19 protein-coding genes are annotated in these 21,191 nt (G+C 38.2%); 7 read left to right on the top strand and 12 right to left on the bottom strand.

Translation table 11 applies throughout. The annotated features are described in order from the left end of the window. The first annotated feature begins 4 nt into the window (after positions 1–4). Positions 5–730 carry a M48 family metallopeptidase gene (locus EDD68_RS14075; RefSeq protein ID WP_132372963.1) on the top strand — a complete coding sequence of 242 codons (726 nt, stop codon included), beginning with the start codon at positions 5–7 and terminating at the stop codon, positions 728–730. Between the two features lie 227 nt (positions 731–957). On the opposite strand, the gene ptsP is transcribed toward EDD68_RS14075, so the two are convergent. The 6 genes from ptsP to nagA are packed head-to-tail and all read right to left on the bottom strand — an operon-like array spanning position 958 to position 6,332. Further along, the gene (ptsP, locus tag EDD68_RS14070; RefSeq protein WP_132372961.1) at positions 958–2,664 is read right to left on the bottom strand and encodes a phosphoenolpyruvate--protein phosphotransferase; all 1,707 of its coding nucleotides are present in this window, start codon (positions 2,662–2,664) and stop codon (positions 958–960) included. An 8-nt stretch (positions 2,665–2,672) separates the two neighbouring features. Then, positions 2,673–2,933, bottom strand: coding sequence for an HPr family phosphocarrier protein (locus EDD68_RS14065; RefSeq protein WP_132372959.1), 261 nt, complete (start codon positions 2,931–2,933; stop codon positions 2,673–2,675). 20 nt (positions 2,934–2,953) lie between these two features. Continuing rightward, complete coding sequence (locus EDD68_RS14060; protein ID WP_132372957.1) at positions 2,954–3,688, bottom strand: SIS domain-containing protein; 735 nt, start codon at positions 3,686–3,688, stop codon at positions 2,954–2,956. A 10-nt stretch (positions 3,689–3,698) separates the two neighbouring features. After that, complete coding sequence (phnF, locus tag EDD68_RS14055; protein ID WP_132372955.1) at positions 3,699–4,421, bottom strand: phosphonate metabolism transcriptional regulator PhnF; 723 nt, start codon at positions 4,419–4,421, stop codon at positions 3,699–3,701. After that, the gene (gene nagB, locus EDD68_RS14050; RefSeq protein ID WP_132372953.1) at positions 4,414–5,163 is read right to left on the bottom strand and encodes a glucosamine-6-phosphate deaminase; all 750 of its coding nucleotides are present in this window, start codon (positions 5,161–5,163) and stop codon (positions 4,414–4,416) included. Before nagB ends, phnF begins: the two co-directional genes overlap by 8 nt. A gap of 2 nt (positions 5,164–5,165) precedes the next feature. Then, complete coding sequence (gene nagA / locus EDD68_RS14045) at positions 5,166–6,332, bottom strand: N-acetylglucosamine-6-phosphate deacetylase (protein WP_132372951.1); 1,167 nt, start codon at positions 6,330–6,332, stop codon at positions 5,166–5,168. A 380-nt stretch (positions 6,333–6,712) separates the two neighbouring features. Between nagA and nagE the strand changes: the two genes are divergently transcribed. Both nagE and EDD68_RS14035 read left to right on the top strand, forming a co-directional pair. Continuing rightward, a complete protein-coding gene (nagE, locus tag EDD68_RS14040; RefSeq protein WP_132372949.1) occupies positions 6,713–8,581 on the top strand; it encodes an N-acetylglucosamine-specific PTS transporter subunit IIBC in 1,869 nt (622 codons plus the stop codon). 60 nt (positions 8,582–8,641) lie between these two features. After that, positions 8,642–9,544 (top strand): DUF7916 family protein, encoded by a 903-nt coding sequence (locus EDD68_RS14035; RefSeq protein WP_132372947.1) that lies wholly within the window; start codon positions 8,642–8,644, stop codon positions 9,542–9,544. A 1,029-nt stretch (positions 9,545–10,573) separates the two neighbouring features. Here the strand turns inward: EDD68_RS14035 and EDD68_RS15625 are convergent. Then, positions 10,574–10,699 (bottom strand): hypothetical protein, encoded by a 126-nt coding sequence (locus EDD68_RS15625; protein WP_279388275.1) that lies wholly within the window; start codon positions 10,697–10,699, stop codon positions 10,574–10,576. A 594-nt stretch (positions 10,700–11,293) separates the two neighbouring features. Further along, entirely contained in the window at positions 11,294–11,758 is a 465-nt protein-coding gene (locus tag EDD68_RS14025; RefSeq protein ID WP_132372945.1) for a hypothetical protein, read from the bottom strand. 166 nt (positions 11,759–11,924) lie between these two features. On the opposite strand from EDD68_RS14025, the gene EDD68_RS15370 reads away from it, so the two are divergent. Continuing rightward, positions 11,925–12,086: a hypothetical protein gene (locus EDD68_RS15370; RefSeq protein WP_165902199.1), complete on the top strand. Its 162-nt coding sequence runs from the start codon at positions 11,925–11,927 to the stop codon at positions 12,084–12,086. A 159-nt stretch (positions 12,087–12,245) separates the two neighbouring features. Here EDD68_RS15370 and EDD68_RS15725 read toward each other — a convergent pair whose 3' ends face one another. From EDD68_RS15725 to EDD68_RS14010, 3 genes are all read right to left on the bottom strand, one after another. Next, positions 12,246–12,497 (bottom strand): DUF2325 domain-containing protein, encoded by a 252-nt coding sequence (locus EDD68_RS15725; RefSeq protein ID WP_132372977.1) that lies wholly within the window; start codon positions 12,495–12,497, stop codon positions 12,246–12,248. Positions 12,498–12,934: 437 nt separating this feature from the next. After that, complete coding sequence (locus EDD68_RS14015) at positions 12,935–13,705, bottom strand: hypothetical protein (protein ID WP_132372943.1); 771 nt, start codon at positions 13,703–13,705, stop codon at positions 12,935–12,937. A gap of 47 nt (positions 13,706–13,752) precedes the next feature. Continuing rightward, positions 13,753–14,382 (bottom strand): hypothetical protein, encoded by a 630-nt coding sequence (locus tag EDD68_RS14010; RefSeq protein WP_132372941.1) that lies wholly within the window; start codon positions 14,380–14,382, stop codon positions 13,753–13,755. 844 nt (positions 14,383–15,226) lie between these two features. Between EDD68_RS14010 and EDD68_RS14005 the strand changes: the two genes are divergently transcribed. The 3 genes from EDD68_RS14005 (at position 15,227) to EDD68_RS13995 (ending at position 20,152) form a co-directional block, all read left to right on the top strand. Next, positions 15,227–16,432, top strand: coding sequence for a S8 family peptidase (locus EDD68_RS14005; RefSeq protein WP_132372939.1), 1,206 nt, complete (start codon positions 15,227–15,229; stop codon positions 16,430–16,432). 209 nt (positions 16,433–16,641) lie between these two features. After that, a complete protein-coding gene (locus EDD68_RS15450; RefSeq protein WP_207902596.1) occupies positions 16,642–18,828 on the top strand; it encodes an AAA family ATPase in 2,187 nt (728 codons plus the stop codon). Then, the gene (locus EDD68_RS13995) at positions 18,818–20,152 is read left to right on the top strand and encodes a hypothetical protein (RefSeq protein WP_132372937.1); all 1,335 of its coding nucleotides are present in this window, start codon (positions 18,818–18,820) and stop codon (positions 20,150–20,152) included. The genes EDD68_RS15450 and EDD68_RS13995 overlap by 11 nt, the downstream gene beginning before the upstream one ends. A gap of 249 nt (positions 20,153–20,401) precedes the next feature. Here the strand turns inward: EDD68_RS13995 and EDD68_RS13990 are convergent, their stop codons facing one another. Continuing rightward, positions 20,402–21,055, bottom strand: a complete 654-nt coding sequence (locus EDD68_RS13990; RefSeq protein WP_132372935.1) for an MFS transporter — start codon at positions 21,053–21,055, stop codon at positions 20,402–20,404. Between the last annotated feature and the right edge of the window lie 136 nt (positions 21,056–21,191).

The following is a 21,191-nucleotide window of genomic DNA, read 5'->3' as shown; positions in this document are numbered from 1 at the left end:
GAAGATGGAACAGCACCATGTACAATATGGAAACAACACAATTGAATTTTATGTAGTCAGGAAAAACGTGAAAAATGTGAATTTAAACATTAAACCAGATACAACAATCATAGTGTCAGCCCATCAAAAAGTTCCTGTCGATTTTATTAAAGAATTCGTTCGCAAAAAAGCCCCCTGGATTGTAAAGCATGTCAATCAATTTGACAAAGTTCAACCGGAAGTGCGAAGGGAACGAGAATATATCAGCGGAGAGTCATTTAAATATCTTGGCAAACAGTACCGATTACGGGTACGCCAGACTGATGGAGAAGAATTCGTAAAGTATTTAAGGGGCTTTTTGTATCTCTATGTGAAAGATCCAGAACATTACAAGAAAAAAGAAAAACTCATGCAGGAATGGTTTCGCCAGCGTGCACATGTTATTTTTTATGAAGCATTGGACAAGGTCTACCCGAAACTACAAAAATACGACATTCCCAGGCCAAATATACAGATTCGTACCATGAAAGCACGCTGGGGCTCCTGTTTGGTTGATTCTAGTGCCATACTATTAAACGCTGAACTCATCAAAGCCCCCAAACCCTGTATCGAATATGTCATTTTACATGAGCTAATCCATTTTAAGTACAACGATCATAGTAGCAACTTCTATGAAATGCTTTACTCCCTTATGCCTGATTGGGAAAAGAGGAAAGAAATATTGGATGAGGAGATTGTGAGGGAGTTGTGAAACCACTAGCTGTTAATTAGGCAGTATTTCACCTCTACCGGTGAAATACTGCTGTTCTCTTTTTAGAAAGCTAATTTTATTTTGGAAGATAATGGTCTTTTTTATAATGTATATATTTCATTTGATTTACGTATTAACAAAAATGAAGACTTAATTATGTCATATAAAGCAAGTAATGACAATAAAAAAATTTCAAATTGAACTGTTTTTACAAAAGATAGTTTTAATCATTTAAAAAAATCTAGCCTTTTTTTCACTTCGCTGCTTGAAGTCAAATTTAGTACTTCTTGAACTAGTTCCCTTGCTTCACTCATACTCCATTTACTAATGATTTCCCGGGACTGCAAAATATTACCGGGATTCATACTGAATTCATCCAGACCCATTCCAAGAAATAACGGAATCAAATGTTCCTCTCCTGCCAATTCTCCGCACATTCCAACCCAGATTCCCTCCTGATGAGCAGCATCAATCACTTTTTTGATTAACCTTAAAACGCCTGGATGAAATGGATCATACAGATGAGCCACATGTTCATTCAAACGGTCAGCTGCCATCGTATATTGAATCAGATCATTGGTTCCGATACTGAAAAAGTCCACATTTTTGGCCAACTGATCACTGATGATTGCAGCAGCAGGAGTTTCGATCATAATTCCTGATTCAATATTGCTGGAAAAAGATATGCTTTCGGATGACAATTCTTGTTTCGCTTCTTCCAGTAATGCATTTGCTGCCCTGACTTCTTCCAAATTCGATACCATCGGGTACATGATTTTTAAGTTGCCGTAGGTACTGGCCCGCAATAAAGCGCGAAGCTGAACTTTAAACAATTCCGGATGTTCTAGGCAATAACGGATGGCGCGGAATCCAAGAAAAGGATTTAACTCTTCAGGAAAATCCAGATAGGTTACATTCTTGTCTCCTCCGATATCCAGCGTTCGGATAATCACGGGGCGGTCTCCCATTTTTTCCAACACAGCTTTGTATGCCTCAAATTGCTCTTCTTCGTCCGGGAGTTCTGTGCGATTCATGTATAAAAACTCTGTCCGAAACAAACCAATGCCTTCTGCGTCATTTTCCAGCGCCAGTTCTGCTTCTTCGGGTGCTGCGATATTAGCCGCAAGTTCCCTGACCAGACCATCTTTCGTCATTGTTTTCTTTCCGATAAATTTCTTCAGTTTGTCCTGTCTGGCCTGATTTTTCTGCTGTTTTTCCCTTAGCATTTGAAACTGATCGTTGTCTAATTTTAGAAACACCTCACCGGTGAAACCGTCCAATCCAATAGTCTCACCTGGTTGAATGTGTTTTATGATATCTTTTACCCCTACTACTGCAGGAATCCCAAGGGCACGGGCCATAATCGCAGCATGGGAGGTTCTGCCCCCGGTAGCTGTAATAATTCCTCTTACTTTCCTCCGGTCAACTTGCGCTGTGTATGAAGGGGCTAAATCATGGGCAACGAGAATGGTTCCTTCTTTCATATCAGTCAGAATTTCATCCTTCACCCCTAAAAGATGACGGATGACTCGTCTGCCGACATCTTTTAGATCCTGGGCCCGTTCTTTTAAATATTCATTATCGATAGTTTCAAACAACTGAAGAAGTTCCGTGACTTTTCGATCCAAAGCATATGCAGCACTGACTTCTTCGGATGCAATCATTTCTTTAACACCGTCAACAATTTCTGGATCTTCCAGAATGGATAAATGAGCATCAAAAATTTTCGCCTGCTCCTCTCCAATGTCAGCAGCTGATTGGTTTCGAATATTCTGTATTTCTTTCCGGGAATTTTCAAGGGCTGTTTCGAAAGATTGAACCTCCTTCTGCACAGACCCCTGCATATCCTTTTGAATGTCCGGTTCCTGTCCGGTAATCACCAGCGCCTCGCCGATTGCAATTCCATCAGAAACAGAAATGCCCTGTCTTTTCATCTTATCACCTATCCTTCAAGACCACTATCAATAAGATTTTGAATCGCGGCCATTGCCTCTTTTTCATCTGGCCCGGATACTTCGATTTCAATGGTATCGCCCTTGGAAATTCCCAGTGTTAAAATTCGCATCAGGCTCTTACCGTTAGCTTCTTTCCCATTCTTTCTTATGATGACATCGCTTTGATAACTTTTTACGTTATTCACAAACACAGACGCCGGACGGGCATGCAAACCCGATTCATTAGTAATCATAAATTTATTTTTCATTAGTCTAGCACTCTCCTTTATTATTTTAAAAATTCATTGCGATCACAGTATTGTTCAATAAGGTTTTTATTATATTCATCAGCCTCATCCATATTACCACTTTTAAAGATTGGAAGCGGAATCCCTTTCTCTGCCAGCTCCTCAATGGCTTCAGAAAATATGGTATGCAAAATAATGATTCCCATTACAGTGGAGGATGGGCCATAAGGGGTGTCGACCTTCGGATGTTCCAATATGGCATCTCCTATAGGACTAAGATTGTCAACAGTAACATCGGCAACATCAGTTAATAATTTTCCCGAAGGGTGCCTGGAAGCAAGATAACGGGAATATTCAAGGGAGGATATGGCAATTACTCTGGCTCCCTTTTCCTTTGATAACATAGCAACATCGATGGGAACCGGATTTCTCCCGGATGTAGAAACCACAATAACTGTATCCTTCTTATCTATAGGTTGTTGTTCCATAAACGATCTGGCATACCCTGCTTTTCTCTCATTTTCTGAAGTGCTCCAGCCGCTTTTATGAAGCATTAAGGATTCAATTAGAATTGGACGAACACAGGCCAGACCTCCGGCACGATAAAAGGCTTCCTCAGCTAAAATATGAGAATGGCCTGTCCCAAAAATGTGAATCATCTTTTGTTCCCGGATGGTTTCCACTAAAATACTTTTAGCATGCTGGAGTCGTTCCCGTCCTGTTTTTTTTAGATGGAAAATCAGATCCTCTATTTCCCTAATATAGTTTAATCTCATGTCCAATCTCCTATCTTCTCATTTCCGCAATAAATTTATACCGATCCCCGCGATAAATAGATTTTACATACTCAATTGGTACATCATCATGCAGAAAGGTTGTCCGTTCCAGAAGCAGGACAGGAGACCCTTTTTCGATTGTCAACATATCGCTTTCTAAAGCAGTGGCAAAAGAAGGTTCTAATGTTTGAATGGCCCGTTCAATTTTTAGTCCCAGGCATTCCTCGATGAAACTGTATAAGGACCCCCTAATATTGTCCTCTGGAATTTTTGTAATACGCTTTTCAGGCAAATAGGATACTTCATACGCCATCGGATCCCCATCTCCCAGACGAAGACGACTGATTTGATACACAGAATCTCCCTCATTAATATTTAAATGCTTACTGACTTTTTTGCTGGCCTTAATCACATCAAAGGAAATGAGTTTTGACCCTGGTTCGATGCCGCGCCGTTTCATATCCTCTGAAAACCCAGTTAGTTTCATTAACGGCTGTTCGATCTTTTTATCAGCTACAAATGTCCCCCGTCCTTTAGAACGGGTTAACAGTCCCTCGTTCACCAGGTTGTTGACAGCCTGACGTACAGTCATACGGCTAATCTCATATTTCTCAGCCATCTCCCGTTCAGAAGGAATCGGATCCCCGGACTTTAATTCGCCATTTTCGATCTTTGTTTTAAGATGCTCTTGAAGCTGATAATAAATCGGGATAGGCGATTCTTTGTTAATCATGAGATACTCCCTCTTTTCTTTTCAAAAATCTGGCGGATTTTTGGTCACAAATGACTGTTACATTGGAGTGGTTTTTTAATGCGGTGATTGGCCACTCTTCAGTCATTTTACCATGAACGAACTCATAGAGTGCTCTTGCCTTCTCCTCACCGCTGGCGATCACCACGATTTCCTTCGCTTTCAATATGGATTGGATTCCCATAGTAATGGCCCGTGTCGGGACCAGGGATTCGTCACCAAAAAAGCTTGCATTTACCTTTCGAGTCGATTCTTTTAATTTAACGACATGGGTCAGCGAGTCAAACGGGGTTCCTGGCTCATTGAAACCAATATGGCCATTCCTGCCTACACCCAACAGCTGAAGGTCGATTCCAAATTGATCAATCATCTGTTCATACCGAAGGCATTCTTTTTCCAGATCTTTTGCTTCCCCATTTGGGATATAATATTGCCTCTCTTTCAACCCTAAAGGTTCATACAATTGTTTCTTCATGTAAGTATAAAAGCTTTTGGAACTGTTTTTCGAAAGCCCCACATACTCATCAAGATTAAACACTTTCAGTTTGTCAGTCGGAAGCCCGTCTGTTTTCATCTTTTTCCTGAGGATTTCGTACATGCCTAATGGAGTTTTCCCGGTAGCCAACCCAAGATGGATCGAGGGTTTGGCTTTTATTTTTTTATAAAATAATTCAGCAGCCTTCACGCTCAATTCTGAGTAATTTTTCGTTATAGTAATGTTCATCATTAGTCAGCCTTTCTTTGTCCTCTACAGAATGTATACTTTACTTCTCCTAAACTAGTCAAAACTGTAATATCTGCATCGTATCCGGGTTTGAGACGTCCCTTTCGATTTGATATCCCCAGGGATTCAGCTGCATTTAGAGATGTCATACGTAAAATATCAAACCAGGTGACGCCATTAAGTTTTAACATATTTCGAACAGCCTGATCCATCGTTAAGACGCTTCCAGCCAGAGTACCATCTTCTAAACGCGCCTCGCTATTTTTGATCGTTACCTTTTGACCTCCCAGGGTATATTCCCCCGGAGTTAACCCTTTACCGCGCATGGCATCCGTAATCAATATGAGACGTGTGCTCCCCAGAATGTCGTAACAGAGCTGGACCATCTCAGGAATTGCATGTACCCTATCAAATATCACTTCGGTTTTTACAGATCTTTCCAGGAAAACCGAACCCACTACTCCCGGGTCTCTGTGGTGCATAGGCTTCATGCCATTAAAAAAATGAGTTGCATGTTTCAGACCATTATCCACTGCTTCCTTAAAATCGGGATGGGAGGCAGCGGAATGACCAATAGAACCGATCACCCCTGTACTAGTTATAAAATTTAGCAGCTCCTGTCCACCAGGTACTTCAGGAGCCAGTGTGACAATTTTAATGTTATTTTCGGATATGGACTGCCACTTTTTGAAAAGTTCTATATTTGGTTTCTTAATATGCTGAACCGGCTGAGCCCCTGCATACCTCTTACTAATAAAAGGTCCTTCAAGGTGTATTCCCAGCAATTCCGCTCCATTTCCATCGTCATATTTACCTAAAATTTCCAAAGCCCTTGCGGTATGCTCGGTATCACTGGTAATAGTTGTAGCCAGAAAACTAGTGGTCCCTTCTTTAGGTAAAGCATTTACTATCTGTTCCACCGCTTTTTCCGTTCCATCCATAAAATCGGCCCCGAAGGCTCCGTGAATATGAATGTCGATAAAGCCGGGAAGCACTATATCATTCTGTTCTAGTTCAATCACATCATCAGTAAGGAATGCTCCAATATCTCTCGAAACTTCGGTTATTTTTCCATTTTGTATTTTTAGGGCACCGTTTTTCATCTTTGTATGCTCATCTATGTAAATGGTGCCACCTTTTATATAAAAAGTATCCTTATATAAACTCATCCAATCACCCTTGTAAAAAATTTCCCAAAAATCATAAATGTAGCTGAAAAGAAAGCGGATTACTGATTATTACCAATAGTTTGGATTCAGCTTCTGATCTTGATTTCAAACCTGTATAACTGATGTCCTGAGCCCAAATACCAGCTCTCACTCCATATTTATTTTTTCAATTCAAGAATCTCTAATTTTTCAGACCATTACTTAAAGTTGGCTTTATACCTTGTAAGTGATAAATCCTGTTTCTTAATTATAAATTAGAAAATTGGTATAGACAACTATACATTATTTATGGTATATTTTCTACAAAACTGAAAGCGCTGTCAAGTATTGCATAAAAGTTTGCACATCAAGCGCAAATATATTATGAAAGGAGAAAGTTTATGCTAGCTTTTCTTCAGAAAATTGGAAAAGCCCTCATGCTTCCTATTGCTGTTTTGCCTGCTGCAGCTCTCCTCCTACGTTTGGGACAGGATGACCTCTTAGGAATACCTTTTATTGCAGCAGCGGGGAATGCCATTTTTGCCCACCTTGCTCTTATTTTTGCAATAGGGGTAGCTATTGGACTTGCAAAAGACAATAATGGGTCAGCAGCCCTAGCCGGTGCTGTCGGTTATTTTGTACTGACCGAGGGAACGGCTGCCATTAACCCTGACATTGATATGTCAGTTCTGGGCGGTATATTATCCGGAATCATTGCGGGTCTGCTTTATAACCGCTACTATGATATTAAATTACCGGAATGGCTTGCCTTCTTTGGAGGGCGCAGATTTGTGCCAATTGTTACTGGAGGTGCGATGGTCGTACTCGCTTTTATTTTCGGTTACATATGGCCTCCAGTTCAGGATCTGATCCACAATATTGGTGAATGGATTCTGGGAGCAGGTGCTTTAGGTGCCGGTGTTTATGGATTTTTAAACCGAATTTTGATTCCAGTAGGTCTGCACCATGTTATCAATTCACTGATCTGGTTTGTTTTTGGTGAGTATAATGGTGCAACCGGTGAAATAGGGAGATTCTTTGCAGGAGATCCGAACGCCGGTTATTTTATGGCCGGGTACTTTCCGGTTATGATGTTTGGTTTGCCAGCCGCTGCCATCGCCATTATATTTGCCGCCAGGAAGGAAAACCGAAAAGCAATTGCAGGGGTTATGATTGGTGCAGCTTTAACATCATTCCTTACTGGTATTACAGAACCTATTGAATTCGCTTTTATGTTTTTGTCCCCACTGCTTTATCTGGTTCATGCATTTTTGACCGGTATATCAATGTCTGTTGCAGTTCTGCTTGACATCCGACACGGTTTTGGCTTTTCAGCAGGAACAATTGATTACTTGCTAAACTGTGGAATTGCCGAAAACCCGGTATTGTTATTATTTCAGGGATTAGTTTTTGGACTGATTTACTTCATTATTTTCTACTACCTCATAATCAAATTAGATCTTAAAACCCCAGGAAGAGAAGATGAGGATGAACAGCCATCCGATGGTACCGATCATTTATCTCAAGACGGAAATAAATACAGCCAGATGGCTAAAAAGTTTATTCAGGATTTGGGCGGTATAGAAAACATTAAATCTATTGACAACTGTGCAACCCGTTTGCGCCTGACTATACAGGATGTTTCCAAAATGGATGAATCTGCTCTCAAAAAACATGGAGCAAGAGGAATTATGCGAATGGGTAGCAAAAATATACAGATTGTGGTAGGTACCGATGTCGAGTTTGTTGCTGACGAAATGAAAAAACTGGAAGGTAATGAGAACGGAAAGCAAAACTCGTCTGAAACCAGTTTAAACTCTTCTGATTTTGTATTGCCGATGACGGGAACCATTATTCCTTTAGAACAGATTAATGATCCGGTTTTCGCTGAAAAAACCATGGGAGATGGCTTTGCCGTTGATCCTCAAGAGGGAGAAGTGGTCTCACCGGTCAACGGTAAAGTAGTTTCCGTGTTCCCTACAAAACATGCCATCGGTATTGAGTCAGACGACGGGTATGAGATCCTCATTCACATTGGTCTGGATACTGTTAAGCTGGAAGGAAAAGGATTTACCCAGCATGTGAAGCAGGGAGACATCGTCAGGAAGGGAGACAGACTAATCACTGCTGATCTGAATTATTTGAAAAAACATGCACCATCTATTGTTACCCCGGTCGTATTTACGAATCTTGATCCACATCAGGAAGTCGTTGTTCATGTAACCGGTAAGCATACAAAGGGGAAAGCTAATATCATTGACATTCAGTAAAAATTTAGGGGTCAGGCCAATAACGGTTCTGGCCCTGTTTATCAGGGAAAGGTGGTTATTATGAAAAGGCTATTAAGCTGCACAAGTTCGGAACTCGTCATAATGAGCGGAAAAGAGTTAAAAGAGTCGATACGGGCTTCTGAAGGACGGACAATTTTATCAGAAGTAATTCCTGCAGTTCCTCCCTTATATCCAGAAGTGACAAATGCAGAACTGGCAGCAGGTTTTGGAGCCGATCTGCTGCTTCTAAATGGATTAGATGTTTTCAATCCTGAGGCTTTTGGCCTTGATGCTGAAAAAGATAATGTCATTTCGACTATCCGAAATCTTACTGGACGTCCAGTTGGCATCAACCTGGAACCAGTTGACAGCGAAGCAGATTATATGGAACCGGTGAAAGCCATTCCTTTAGGACGTACAGCATGTAGAGATACCCTCAAGAAAGCAAAAATGATGAATCCCCAGTTTATTTGCCTGACCGGGAATCCCCAGACGGGGGTTTCAAATTCGGAAATTATCAAAGCTATAAACAGAACCCGTGAAGTTTTTGGGGAAGATCTGATGATTATTGCGGGAAAAATGCATGGAGCTGGTGTCTGTGAAGATATTATGAATGTCGAGATCATTGATAAATTTATTGAAGCAGGTGCTGATGTCATACTTCTGCCATCCCCCGGAACTGTGCCTGGAGTAACCACAGAGACTGCTGCAAAATGGATAAGGAAGGCACACCAAAAAGGGGCATTGACCATGCTTACAATTGGCACAAGCCAGGAAGGGGCAGATGAAACCACGATTCAACAGATCGCATTGAATAATAAAATGGCGGGGGCTGATATTCACCATATTGGTGATGCGGGGTTTACCGGTATTGCAGTCCCGGAAAATATCATGACATATTCCATTGCAGTGAGGGGAAAGCGTCATACTTTTATTCGAATGGCAGGATCGATTAATAGATAAATATCTTATAAATAAATCTAAGTCATATTCTATTGCATCTATTTGTTATATAAGTGAAGCCAGGACTCTACCCGATGATGTATTAAAGTTTGTGTGAATGAATTTTAGAATATCCTACTTTTTTTCAATGATTTACGATCAAACAAAAAAAGGGGAGGAAATCTGATCAACTCGAAGGTATCGGTAGACTTAATAATGATTTGGCGTTCGACTTTAAAAAAAGTTGCTCTCCAAGCTTTTTGAGTCTTTTAAACAAAAGTAGTCGAAGAAAAAAATTTTGAAGAAATAGAAGTCAATCCTGAGAGAGGACCTGGATATTCTCCTTACATTTATCGAATAATCCAATGGATATTCGTAGTAACGTTACCACTTCGTATTATGCTTTTGTGTCCTTATTATTAACAAGTTGAAGAACTAACAAGTTAATCCAAGTGATTGCTGGAATAGCTAAAATCAAAAAGTATAGATTTGAATGCCCGACACCAACAACTCTTGCTTCCTCATTTATATTATATAGTACCCACGTTGCTACTAATAAAATAAGTGTGTTTAAACAAAAGGCCGATAACATACTCAAAAGTTTGTTGTTTTTCTTTTTTATTATGAAAACAGATGCCATTGTTGAAATTAATAATGACAGTGAAATTATAACGTATATCAAATTTAAATCACCCCACACTTCTTATTTAACTATAAACGATCTACATTAATTTTAACATAGTGTTCCAAAACATAAAGAAGACTTCAATAATTATAATGAACAAGAGAGCAGTAAGATTATAAAATCATTATCGTAAAAACCTTAACAACTCTAAGAGATGAGGAAGATAAAAATGAAAGTGTTTCAAATCAAATCTAAACCCCAAAATATTGATAGAGTGAATCAGTTCATCCATGACAAAAATATTTGTATTGGATGGCCAAGGACTGGAGATTTAACCATTTCAAGTAGTGAAAAAATTAGGGAGTAATTATAATAAAATATGGATATGAGGATCAGAGGCTTCTAAGAATTGCTTACGCTCCCCTTTAAGTTGACAGATTAAATAAGGTTAAGTCTTTTAATTGATTAAGTTGTTTTTGACTCAACGAGGTTTGTTCCTCGATATTAAATTCATCTAATGTCTGATGAAAAGGGAAAGATGCCCATTTCATATGCTTCTCAGTCAACTTTCTAGCCCACTCCTCTTATTTAAATCGTAAAATGTCTAATAGAAATGTCGTATAAGATGAATCCCGCTTTTCAGCGTCCCTAATCAATGCTGCCACCCCCTTAACTTTCTTACGATTCACTATTGCCAACCTGGATTCCTAACACTTCCCGATACCCTGCCTCATTCACCCCCGGGGCGATGAACACCGCACGTGAACACGTTCTCGGCCATTTTCCCGAGCATTGATATACAGTGACCGGGACAAAAGGATAGGTAGGTATGTTCATCCAGTGAGCGAATGTTACTAATGTATGAAGAATATCCAGGATGGATTAAATTTTGTTCATCATGTGATAGCAGAACCGAAAACACCAATCATTCACCAACTGCAGAACCTGTTAAAAAAATAAAAGAAGTAAAAAATTCAAAGAGTTTGAATCTGGAGTGCATGTAAGATGTGTGACATTTTTGTTGATGAAAAACTCTATCAATCCTTGATAAACATGCAGGTTAAAATGATGTATTCAAAAGAAGATTAAGCAAATATCTATAAAAAAGTGGGAACTTAATCAAGTTCCCACTTTTTATTATGTCTTTAGCAGAATTGTTCTTTAGCAGCGTTACATCCATCCCCAACGATGGAAGCACATAAATTCCGACAAACTGTAAATCCAAGAAGAACACCAATAATTGGAATGGCTCTACAAGCTGCGTTACATGCCGCGACCCCACCAAAACCACAAAGAGCGTTGATAGCATTTTCACAAAAAGATGCTTGAACCGTTACGTCAGAAGTTGTCTTTGTATAGTCAGTTTTAACAGTACGTGAAGATCCATTTTCTTCAATGTCTAAAACTGCTACATTGTCTTTCCAGTAAGCAGTTACAGCAGTATGTTTTTCCGCATTTTTATTGTTTACCTTATAAACAACAACAGTAGCTTCTTTTCCTTCATCCTTTTTAACTAAACCATAAACTAAACTTTCATCAACTTGAACGTCAACAATCTCTAAAATTTCTGGGTGTTGTTCTTTTGTTAGTTTAATCAAATTTTCTACCATAAATTTTCACTCCTCATTTAGATTTGTAAAACGTTTTACAATAAATAAAGAACAAACATTTGAGTAGAAAACAACCAAATACATAAAAAAATTCAAATATCTTTTAAACCATACATTCAATGTGATAAAATTTAAGTAATTTCCTTAAACGATAAGGAGGGATGAGATGAATATTTTAGCAAACCAAAATGGAGTGGGTTCATCCAAATTTGAACTCTGGTTGTTTAAATTCTTGTACTTCCTAACGTTCAAAAAGTCACAACGCTTAGAAAAAATAATACATCAGATAGAAAGAGATCTAAAAGCAGTAAAAAATAAACAAGTATAAGGTCAACAATTTTAAAACTGAATGAACATGATATAATACAGTAAGATAATATAAATAACCCCCGAAAGTTTTCCAGCACTTCGAGGGAAGCAATAGAACGAATCCTTCCAAAGAGGATCGGCTATTTGTTTGGGATTTTTAAGAACAAAAAAGTGCGAATTATTTTATGTGTGTAGGACTCAATGCCCCTTGAACTAAAGATTTAATACCTAATTCAGATACAACTGAAAATGGCTTTTTATGTTCTTTACAAAGATCAATAGCATTATATGATGCCAGATGGCGTATAAATGATGTAAGGATAACAACTACATCTGATTTTTGAATAAGTGCTGCTAATCGATCTTTTCTTTCTGTACCATCTGTAAATAAAAATGCCCCTCCTCTTGCTTCTAACTGTTCCTTAAAAATTGCTTTCCGAGGTTCGCATCAATAACCAGGATAGATTGTTGATCTAATGAATTTAATTCTTCATCGGGAATTGAGGAAGAAGCTGTTTCTTTATTTTTATAATATCTGGATTTCTAAGGAGTTTTTATTTTCTCTTCATTTATATTATGCTTCCATATTACCCTGGCTATCTCAGGACTATCCTTCCAGTACGCAATATCTATCATATCGCCGTTTTCTAAAGAATATTCTAAAATATCTTCCTGCTACGTAAAATCGGATTCATTATTTAAAATTTGCTTAACTGCGGGGGCTAAAAATAGAAAAAGACGATATGATCATTCATATCGTCTTAATTTTTTAACAACTTCATTTTATTCGTACACTAAATAGAACCAAACATGAACAATTAGTATTTCAAATTGAGATTTGTTAGCATTCCAGAGAAGCTTTATCGCTTAGCTGATCGGCTCTGAATCCGTTATCTCAACATGTGCATCTGTTTCTATTACAGCAGTTCCTCCTTGATAATCTTTATACATACCCAACCATGATGTACCAGAAGGTGAGTATTTCCGATACACAATGGCTCCATCAGTATTGGCGCCGACTGCATAATTTGTTATATACGCTACTGTATTACCAGGAATAGAAACTTTTGCTCCGTATTTCCGACCTTCCAAAAAATTTTTAGATCTGTTTACTGACAAGTTGGCGTTAACCTCGATGGAACCCAGAAAATCATTTCCGATTGAAGTACTTCCACCAATATCAACTCCTACATCCCAATCAACTTCTTTGGTTGTTTGCTGCTCATAATATACTTCTGCAGTGGTATTAAGGTTATTTGTATACCTTATCGTTCCTGTACTTTCGAAATACCAATCTTTTTGAGTAGCATCCCAATCGTAATGGTCATACACATAAACATACCCATCATCTGGTACAGATTGAGTGGAAAAACTTCCGTCATCTCGCTTCATAATCTTCAAGTGATCTGGAATATCCGGTACCTTAACTTCTTCTCCATTAGGCAGAACTTTGTAAGTTCCAGTTTTTTTAGGTTCATATGTCACTTCTTCTACTTTTTCTCTTACCTTTTCTAATACGTATTCAGGGATGTCATTATTGCTAATGGATGAATCCTCTTCTGCTGACACAACAAAAGCACCTGCAGTAAGAACCGTAGATGATATGAAGATTGATAATAGCGACCTAAATACTTTCATGTTTTCCCTCCTAAAAAATTTTTAGAAAAAGAGATATGAAAAATCTCTTATTCCCGTTCTTCAAGGAATTTAACTAAACTTTCTAAAACGGACATAGTGATAGAATTTTCCGCCTTATTTTCTGATATTTGATGTACATGAATAACTAAGTTTTTATATGAAAGGGAGGCAAAATTATATTTACTTATTAAATTTTTATTTGTCTCTTGAAATCCCTCAAAAGTAGGTTTAAATAACATATCATTCCCTAAATTTGTTTCGGTATAGGCTAAGGTGATTGTTATTTGGATCGATTCATCGTTGTTTTCATAAACCAAAAATTCTTGTGTTGTTTTGGGATCAGAAGGATTAAATGTACCATCTAAGGTTAGATATTTTCGCTTTCCGAATGTCACATTCTCCCCAACAAGAGTAACATTATCTCCCAATGTTGTAGCTTTTAAATCAAAACCTTTTATATTTAATTTGTCCGCTAATGTCTTGAATAATTCTTGGTATTCCTTATATGATAAGTTTTCCTTAAAATTGGATTGGTTCTGTTTACTATGTGTTTTTTCCATATCACTAGAGGAAATATTGTCTGTTTTATTTTGGCTAGATGGACTTGTTTGATTTAGGCAACCACTTAATAAGATTATGAAAATAAATAAAGGTAAATAAATTATTTTCTGATTCATGCATAACCCCCGCTTCTTTTTTCTATATTTTAACATTACTCATATAATTCTTGTATTGAAGAAAAAATATGAAATAATGCCTATTGAATGCGTGTTTTTAAAAAAATTTTATTCATATTGTAATTTGTTAGTAGGAAGGAATTTGTTTTGTCATGTTGATGAGCTGGTCAATCGGGTAAGATAATAGAAATAGATATTGGTATAATTTAGATGTATATAAAATACAAAATTGATTTAGTTATAGAGTTATTAAGGAACAAGAATTTCCGTGAATTTCTAGAGTCGATAAAATACTATGAAAGGGAAAGTAACAACGAGTTCAAAGAAAGGAATTTCAGGGATGATCTAACTTTATTAATTAGCATCCCATCATCGTAAACTAGAAAAAATCCCAAATGATTCAAATAGAAGAATTAGAAAAAAAGCTTATGGTATCCGTTTCAAACTAACATATGGACAACCAATTAATAACGCTGATGAAGAACTAATGGATAGTTCTAAAATATTAGATGATTTACTTAGAAAAATTTTGAAATTAGAAATAACTAATGAATTTTTTACTCAAGGAAATTCACCACTTGACGAATTTTCTGGACCTGCTGTTTAAGTAAAAATAGAGCAAAATCAATTATGCAAGGCCTAGTGAATAAAGAAGAAGTCGTGAAACAAGAAATAAAAAGATTTTTATTTCAGTAACGACTAAAACTAAGTAAAGAAAAACTATTTATATTATTATTTTGTCAAATAATGTAAATATTTTTGGAACAAAATGTAAAGGATTTCTTTCTCCTTTAACGAACTAGTAATATCGAAAACTACTATAAGTTAAAGGAGGAATATTTTCATGAAATTTAAAAAGCTTACTAGCTTTTCGCTGGCTCTTTCTATGGCATTGTTTCCGCTTCTAGCAGAAGCTGCACCTAATGAGGAGGCAAAGGCACCAGAGAAGAAGAATGAACTAAATGTATCCCTTGAAAAGGGGGCTTATGTTAAGGGAGAGGTCGTTGTTAAATTTAAAGATGACGTAAGTGCGAATGCGAAAAACAATGTTGTAAAGGCTCTTGGGGCAACAATGAAAGAAGATGTGGACCCAGTAAAATCAAAATTCCACGTTTTAAAGGTAGGGAATGTGGAAGCAGTTGTTGAAGCATTAAACAAAAATCCGCAAGTTGAATATGCTGAGCCAAACTATTTATTTACAGCAGCTTGGACACCGAATGATACTTACTATCAGGGTTATCAATACGGCCCACAAAATACGTATACAGACTATGCTTGGGATATTACAAGAGGTAGTAGCAACCAAGAAATTGCGATCATTGATTCTGGTGTAGACTATACACATCCTGATTTAGATGCAAAAGTCATTAAAGGATATGATTTCGTAGATAATGATTGGGACCCAATGGACTTGAATGATCATGGTACACATGTCGCTGGTATTGCCGCAGCAGAAACCAATAACTCTCGCGGTATTGCTGGAATGGCTCCAAATACAAAAATGTTAGCTGTTCGTGCACTTAATGCAAATGGAAATGGTTCTCTCAGTGATATAGCAGATGCCATTATTTATTCTGCTGATGCAGGAGCAGAAGTGATTAACCTTTCACTAGGGTGTAATTGTGATACACAAACGTTAGAAGATGCTGTTAATTATGCATGGAATAAGGGATCTGTCTTAGTGGCGGCTGCTGGAAACAATGGCGTTTCAACTACATTTGAACCGGCTTCCTATGCAAATGTGATTGCTGTTGGTGCCGTTGATCAATACGATCAGTTAGCATCGTTCTCTAACTATGGAACATGGGTGGATGTTGTGGCACCAGGTGTAACGATTGCTTCGACGATTCCTGGTAATGGGTATGCATATATGTCAGGTACATCCATGGCTTCTCCTCATGTAGCTGGACTTGCGGCGCTTTTAGCAAGTCAAGGTCGAAACAATGTACAAATTCGCCAAGCCATTGAGCAGACAGCGGATAACATTTCTGGTACTGGAATCTATTTTGAACATGGAAGAATTAATTCCTATGATGCTGTTAGTTATTAAAAACTCCCCTGGGCTAAGTTTTTTATACCGTATCCAATTATTGGATACGGTATATTTTTTGCTTATATGAAGGTAAAGAAATTACTTAGAAACACTGGTTCAAAATGCACATTAAAAAAAATAAATTGGTAAATAAAATTAGTGATAACTATCTTTCAAAACAACTGATAAAATAGAATAAATTGTACTATTTTTTGGGAGTGATACCATTGGCGACACCTTTTGATAAAGACAAACCAGAAACGGAAGCGATTTATCAGGCTGCGCAGCAGTGGAAAGAGCAATGCCTTGTTAATGACGGTTCTCTTTTGTGGCCAGAGAATCAGGTATGGACAGAGGAAAATTTGCAAAAGATTAAAGAATGTTTTATTGATCAGCCGGATGAGTCGAAGAAAAATTTTGAGGAGAAATTTAAAAAGCAGCTTGAGGGCCAGCCGAAAGAAGTGTATCAACTGGCTGCTGAATGTCTGTATATGTATTATTTGTTTCCAGGAAAAATTAATTATGAGACAAAATTGGAGAAGTTGAAATTAGTTTGCCAGTGGGGCAATGTCTCTTTTCATGATTCGGAAGTGTTAAAGGCTCTGAAAAATGGAATTGGTAAGACAGGAACATCCTTTAATACACGAAAGCCCTTTGAAATTGCCTATCTTATTTTATTTGCCCGGGAAATCAAAAATCGAAGTTATCATGATCGTGAAAACTTCATGGAGGATCATCAGCGAGTGAAGGAAATCGCCAATCACATCCGAAATGAGATAAAGGATTATTACAATGCCAATGTTCAGATGAGGCATATTGTTCTTCATCTTCTTTTTCCTGAACTTTATGAGGGAATATCCAGTACGGAGCATAAACAAAAGATTTTTAAGCATTTTAAATATCTGATTGATGATCCTGCTGCTGATGTGGATGAGGGATTGTTCATCATCAGGGAAAAACTTGCGCAACAATATGCGGATCAATCATTCAGTTTTTATCAGCCGTCCATCCGTTCACAGTGGGAAGATGACAATAAAAAACCAGATTATTTCTGGCTTACGTCCAATCCGTCCATCTGGAGTATTGATGAAATCAAAGACGGCGGGGAAGTGTTTTATACAGCCTATTCAAAAAACGGGAATAAACGTCAGGTATTTAAAGCTTTTCAGGAAGCAAAGCCGGGTGATCGGGTATTGATATATGAGTCTTCTCCCAGTTTTGCGATAGTGGCTGAAGGAGAAGTGGTGAAAGGACTCCATAAAGAGCGTGAGGAAGGTTTTGAGGAACCAGTGGAAGGCGTCTCTTTTCGTTACATAAGGGATGTTGGCCCTGTTTCCTGGGATCAAATGGTTCATCATCCAAAGTTAAAAGACAGCAGTCCTATTCGAATTCGGGCACGGGGTAGCTTATTTTCATTAACCAGAGAAGAGTTTGAAGAAATTTTAAAGTTGGAAAAGGAAGATGGGCGATCACCCCTTCAGGTGAATTTCGATCAGGAAATTCAAACATCCAATCTATATTTTGAAAATAAGGATAAACTGTTGAATCAAGTGCGAGCGGCATTGAAAGCAGGAAAACATATTATTCTAGTAGGACCGCCAGGAACGGGGAAGTCAAAGTTAGCTCAGGCGATTTGCCGATCCCTGGATGTGGAGTATGAGATGGCCACTGCAACATCAGACTGGTCGACGTATGAAACGATTGGGGGATATTTTCCAGACAGTGCTGGGAAGCTACACTTTCAGCCGGGGTTGTTTTTAAAGTGTGTCAAGGAATCAGGGAAGCCTCAAAATAAATGGCTCATTATGGATGAATTAAACCGTGCTGATATCGATAAAGCATTTGGTTCCCTGTTTTCGGTATTAACCGGTGATTCGATTACGCTCAATTATACCGATGAAAGTGGACGGAATCTTGTGATTCGTCCTCAGGAAGATGATGAATCTGAAATACAGGCAGCCAGTCATGAATATGTAGTGCCTGAAGACTGGCGAATCATTGGTACCATGAACACCTATGATAAAGCTTCCCTGTATGAGATGAGTTATGCCTTTATGAGACGCTTTGCCTTTATTCCCGTAACTATTCCTGCCGGGATTAGTGAGGATCTGGTAAGAAATTATCTGAACGAATGGAATATTGGGGATGAAGGGATTGCTGGGCCGCTGAGCCAGATCTGGAGCATCACCAATCGGTACCGTAAAATAGGACCTGCCATTGTGCGGGATATGGCGGAATATATTCTGGCAGGCGGAGATTTTACGTCAACCGTTCTCCTGTATGTCTTCCCGCAATTCGAAGGGGTCATGGAAGAGACCATTGATCAGTTCATCGAGGAAATTTCGGAGTTGCCGGTGATTCATGCTGGCCAATTACAACAATACGCAGGTGAGTTTTTGAAACATGACTACTAAAAACGAACAGCTGCTAAATGAAATCGCGGATTTTTTGGTTGTGTATATGAAATCGGGCAAGCTGAACGTCAACTCCTTTGTGAAAGATCCCCATCTAAACATTCGAAACATCGAAGATTTACTGAAGGTTCATTTTTTATTAAAGAAAGACGTGGTTGAGTTTGTTTCCAGGCTTCCCGTGCGTATCCGTAAGTTTAAAACCTCAACGACGGTTCAGAGCCGGGTTGCATCCGGTCAGGTGAAAGGACAGATGAACTGGCCCCGGACATTTAAAGAACGGCTGTCCACGGGTAATCAGGACACCAGCCTGTATGCTTACCATGAACGAAGCCGCTTGTATCAGATGAAAGAAAATCTGGTGTTAAAAGAAATGTTATCCATTTTGTACAGGATTCTGTTTCACGACATTCGCTCTGAGCGTTTTGCAAACTACGGCTGGTTTCAAACCTGGAAAGATCTGAAGCCCGTTTTAAAGAATATTTACGAAAAAAATATTTACTTGAACCGAATTCAATCAGCTGACACGGCGGTTACGGGCCGTATGATTCAGGATACATTGAAGCATCGAAATCCATTATATCGGGATGCTGCAAAGATTTTGTTGGCGTACAGAAAAGTAATGGATTTTGAAGTGGATCAGCGTGAAGTAATGGAACTATTGAAGGAAACGTTTATCGAACCGGAAAAGGAAGAAGTGCTGTTCGAGCTTTACTGGGTGATTCAGTTTATTAAACAGGGATCCCGGCAGGCCAGACTACATCTGATTGATGGAAAAAATAATCTGGTAGCTCAATGGGAAGATCAGCATTTTCGATATGACCTGTATCATGACTCTACCGGGTCAAATGAACTGATTTTTGAAGTGTCTCTGGCTGAGGTTAAGGAAAGTTCCCACCCTTATCTCGTTCGAAAAGTGAGAAGTATTGAAGCAGCAGAGACTTTCTCCAGTATCATCGACCCTAATAGAAAAAAAGACTCATCCCTCTGGCGGGGAAGACCGGATATTTTGTTGGAAGTTCGAGATAAGGAATCAAATAAGCTGGTAAAAGTGGTCATCGGCGAAGTCAAGTACACCCCGAACAAAAATTATGCAATTCAGGGGCTGCGGGAATTGGTTGACTATTTGTATTTTGTGAAGGACCGAGAGGGGAATTATATATTTGAAAATGATTTAGGTGAAGAGGTAGAGATTATGGGGGCATTGTTTCTGGATGAGATTGAGGTACAGGAAGGGAAGGACGATGGGGCTGTGCAGATTGTTTCCATGAGATCCGATAATAAAGGTGAAAAGCTGTTTGAATGGATACAAAAGAAAAAATTCTAGGAGAAATTTGTGAAAAAACCGTGTACAAAACCATGAGATTATGACTATATATTACCGAAGACATAAAAAGACGGGAGCCTGAAAGATCAGGTTCCTTTTTTGTGTCTGAAAATTAAAGGAGTGATGACTAATGATATCGCAAAGAAGCAATGTGATGTCCATATCCTGTTAAAAAAAGTGAAATCTTCATTTTTTTCTTTGTGTTCATATGCCAATTACCCTCATTTCTTTTTTAAGTATGGATTATTGTTATACTTCTAAGCTATTTTTATTTTGAATTTTGAAGTTTGCTAATTTATTATTTGCCTTATAAATAAATAGACCGCCCATTACAGCGACAATTGACATAAGTAAAAAAATAGGTGTTATTCCCGCATAAGAATAAATTATCCCTCCAAACCATGGTCCAACAAAATAAGCTAGGTTTCCTCCCATATTAAAAATCGAAAAATAAGTTGATTTCATTTCATTTTTAGGTATACTTGCAACCAAAGCTTGTAGTTTGGGGGCTAAGATCATTTCCCCAAATGTGATTAAAATGATTCCGGCATAAAAGCTTATTGGTAGCTTTGAAGTCATGAAGAGTATTGGGCCTGTAAAGTACAAGAGACTGCTTATCGCGATTAACTTTTTACTCCCCACTTTATTCAAAGCCTTTGTAACAATGGGTTGGAAAACTATAATAATAAACATGCTTATGGAGAGCATATTTCCATAAATCGTTAACCCTTCATGTACAAAACTATCCATATATTGTACTATATTTGATTCTATTTGTGATTCCAAAAAGTACAGAGAAAAATATCCTAGAGCAATAAATATTAATATCTGATCTTTTGTTATAATATGTAGTGTTTGTTTATTAAATAGCACTAACTCCTGTTTGTTCTTCGGTAACGTCAAGAATTTTGTGTAAGCAGCTAAGGTATCCTGCTGATTTGCGTTTTTTTTTTCGTTTCATCATCCCGAAGACCACATGATGAATTTTCAAAAGGTTCAGTCAAGGGCGAAGCAAAGCGACGGGACATTAGTCCGAACC

Source organism: Melghiribacillus thermohalophilus (genome assembly GCF_004342905.1).
GTDB classification, from domain to species: domain Bacteria; phylum Bacillota; class Bacilli; order Bacillales; family Alkalibacillaceae; genus Melghiribacillus; species Melghiribacillus thermohalophilus.
The sequence above is the reverse complement of the archived record's forward strand: the minus strand, read 5'-3'. Positions and strand labels throughout refer to the sequence as shown.

What these genes read in the sequence shown, in the direction of transcription:
- nagA (WP_132372951.1), bottom strand. Translation starts at nt 6,332, where the DNA reads ATGAGTTTATATAAGGATACTTTTTATATAAAAGGTGGCACCATTTAC.
- ptsP (WP_132372961.1), bottom strand. Translation starts at nt 2,664, where the DNA reads ATGAAAAGACAGGGCATTTCTGTTTCTGATGGAATTGCAATCGGCGAG.
- nagE (WP_132372949.1), top strand. Translation starts at nt 6,713, where the DNA reads ATGCTAGCTTTTCTTCAGAAAATTGGAAAAGCCCTCATGCTTCCTATT.
- EDD68_RS14065 (WP_132372959.1), bottom strand. Translation starts at nt 2,933, where the DNA reads ATGAAAAATAAATTTATGATTACTAATGAATCGGGTTTGCATGCCCGT.
- EDD68_RS14010 (WP_132372941.1), bottom strand. Translation starts at nt 14,382, where the DNA reads ATGAATCAGAAAATAATTTATTTACCTTTATTTATTTTCATAATCTTA.
- EDD68_RS14025 (WP_132372945.1), bottom strand. Translation starts at nt 11,758, where the DNA reads ATGGTAGAAAATTTGATTAAACTAACAAAAGAACAACACCCAGAAATT.
- EDD68_RS15625 (WP_279388275.1), bottom strand. Translation starts at nt 10,699, where the DNA reads ATGAAATGGGCATCTTTCCCTTTTCATCAGACATTAGATGAATTTAAT.
- EDD68_RS14075 (WP_132372963.1), top strand. Translation starts at nt 5, where the DNA reads ATGGAACAGCACCATGTACAATATGGAAACAACACAATTGAATTTTAT.
- EDD68_RS14035 (WP_132372947.1), top strand. Translation starts at nt 8,642, where the DNA reads ATGAAAAGGCTATTAAGCTGCACAAGTTCGGAACTCGTCATAATGAGC.
- phnF (WP_132372955.1), bottom strand. Translation starts at nt 4,421, where the DNA reads ATGATTAACAAAGAATCGCCTATCCCGATTTATTATCAGCTTCAAGAG.
- EDD68_RS15370 (WP_165902199.1), top strand. Translation starts at nt 11,925, where the DNA reads ATGAATATTTTAGCAAACCAAAATGGAGTGGGTTCATCCAAATTTGAA.
- EDD68_RS14005 (WP_132372939.1), top strand. Translation starts at nt 15,227, where the DNA reads ATGAAATTTAAAAAGCTTACTAGCTTTTCGCTGGCTCTTTCTATGGCA.
- EDD68_RS13995 (WP_132372937.1), top strand. Translation starts at nt 18,818, where the DNA reads ATGACTACTAAAAACGAACAGCTGCTAAATGAAATCGCGGATTTTTTG.
- EDD68_RS14015 (WP_132372943.1), bottom strand. Translation starts at nt 13,705, where the DNA reads ATGAAAGTATTTAGGTCGCTATTATCAATCTTCATATCATCTACGGTT.
- EDD68_RS14060 (WP_132372957.1), bottom strand. Translation starts at nt 3,688, where the DNA reads ATGAGATTAAACTATATTAGGGAAATAGAGGATCTGATTTTCCATCTA.
- nagB (WP_132372953.1), bottom strand. Translation starts at nt 5,163, where the DNA reads ATGAACATTACTATAACGAAAAATTACTCAGAATTGAGCGTGAAGGCT.